We start from the raw sequence: 1843 nt of genomic DNA on the forward strand, positions 1-1843 counted from the left end.
TTTTTGAGAGAAGTGGGTGCAGCCTAGCCTTTTTTTGCTTCTGTTTTTTGTGGCATGACAAAAAATGAAGTCAGGTCTGGGCGAAGCACCAGTTGGCAAATATAATTAGGACAGCTCTGATATTAGGCTAATAACCTTAATAGAACTAAAGAATTAAATGTTTTACTATTTTTAAAGTCTTAAATGATATTTATAATGAAGAAAATTTTAAAATTAAGAGTGCTATTGTTGGTGCTAACCAGTTTGATTATAGTAACCTCATGTGATTCTGATAATGATATTTCGAGCAAGACCATAAAGGTTAATAATTTCATCAAAGAAAATATGGATGCATATTATTTATGGAATGAAGAGATGCCTGATTTAAATCCATCAAAACAAAAAGACTCGGAAGCTTATTTTTATGATTTAATTTATGATGATATTGATAGATGGTCATATATAACAGACGATGCAAACTCTTTATACGACTATTTTGATGGTATTAGAAAAGAAATGGGCTATTCTTTGATGTTTTATTTAGCTTATGAAAATAATGATAATGATGTTGTAGCACTTGTTGAATATGTTGAGCCTAACAGTCCTGCTGCTATTGCAGGATTAAAAAGGGGTGATATGATTGTTAAATATAACGATGAGTATTTGACAAGAGATAATATTAATGACTTTTATTATGCCGAAGAAGCTAAAATTGGATTAGGTGTATATGTTGATGGTTTAATTGAGGATGTATCACCGTCTATTAATTTAACAGCTGCAGAATTACAAATAAACCCGATTCTAGTAAATAAAGTATTCGTTAAGGATGGAAATAAAGTGGGATATTTGGCTTACACTTCATTTATAAGTGATTTTGATGATGAATTAAAGGATGTTTTTGCAGCTTTTAAAAGTGAGGGTATTACCGACTTAATTTTAGATTTAAGATATAATGGAGGAGGGGCAGTATCAACAGCTAAATTAATGGCCGGTATGATCGGACCTTCATCAAAAGAAAATGATTTATTTATCAGAACTGCTTATAATGATATTCTTACCGATTTTTTAGAAGGAGAATATGGTGCAGATTCCGAATACTTTATAGATAACTTTGAATCTTATGAAACCGACCTTGACTTAAACAGACTATACGTTTTAACAACAAGTGGAACTGCTTCTGCCAGTGAAATGGTGATGTATTCATTAATGCCATATATGGATGTTATTCAAATAGGAGAGCAGAGTCATGGCAAGTATTATGCATCTATAACCATAGAAGATGAAGAGGGTATGAACTGGGCTATTCAACCATTGATTTACAGAGCTGAAAATAAAACCAATTCTATAGATTATAGTCAGGGATTAATTCCGGATTACGAAGTTATGGATCGGGATTATGATCATCAATTAGGCGATGAAAACGAAGCTTTAACAGCTACAGCTCTTGATTTAATTTGGGGTACTAATATGGCTCAGGAATCACTAAAAAGCATTAAAAAGCCGGCATTACTAAATACTTCTGCGATTAAAACAAAAAGAAATCCATTAAAATACGAAATGTATATCGACAGAGAATTGTAGTTTTGTATTTTTTAAAAAAAAGTAAGGTGAGTTTTCTTTAAAATTCACCTTTTTTATTTTGTTACAAAGAGAGTGATACCTGCTATATGATTAGGTGTAGATATCATTTTAATTGGTTTCATATTTGTCTTAAAAAAAAAGATTATTTCAATTCTTTAGCATGTTCTAGATCGGCCTCAGCCAATGAGCCAAAAAACAAGATTAGCTTGACGATTAAAAATCGTTTTTGTTTGAGTGCAACGAGTTTAAACGATTTCAGTCAAATAATCGTAGTTTTTTGAGA

Annotated in this window: 1 protein-coding gene; it reads left to right on the forward strand. The window is 31.3% G+C overall.

The annotated features are described in order from the left end of the window. The first annotated feature begins 195 nt into the window (after positions 1–195). Positions 196–1560 carry a S41 family peptidase gene (locus OM075_RS24930; RefSeq protein ID WP_301193279.1) on the forward strand — a complete coding sequence of 455 codons (1365 nt, stop codon included), beginning with the start codon at positions 196–198 and terminating at the stop codon, positions 1558–1560. The last annotated feature ends 283 nt before the right edge of the window (positions 1561–1843 follow it).

It is taken from the genome of Plebeiibacterium sediminum, assembly GCF_026013605.1.
Lineage (GTDB): Bacteria > Bacteroidota > Bacteroidia > Bacteroidales > Marinilabiliaceae > Saccharicrinis > Saccharicrinis sediminus.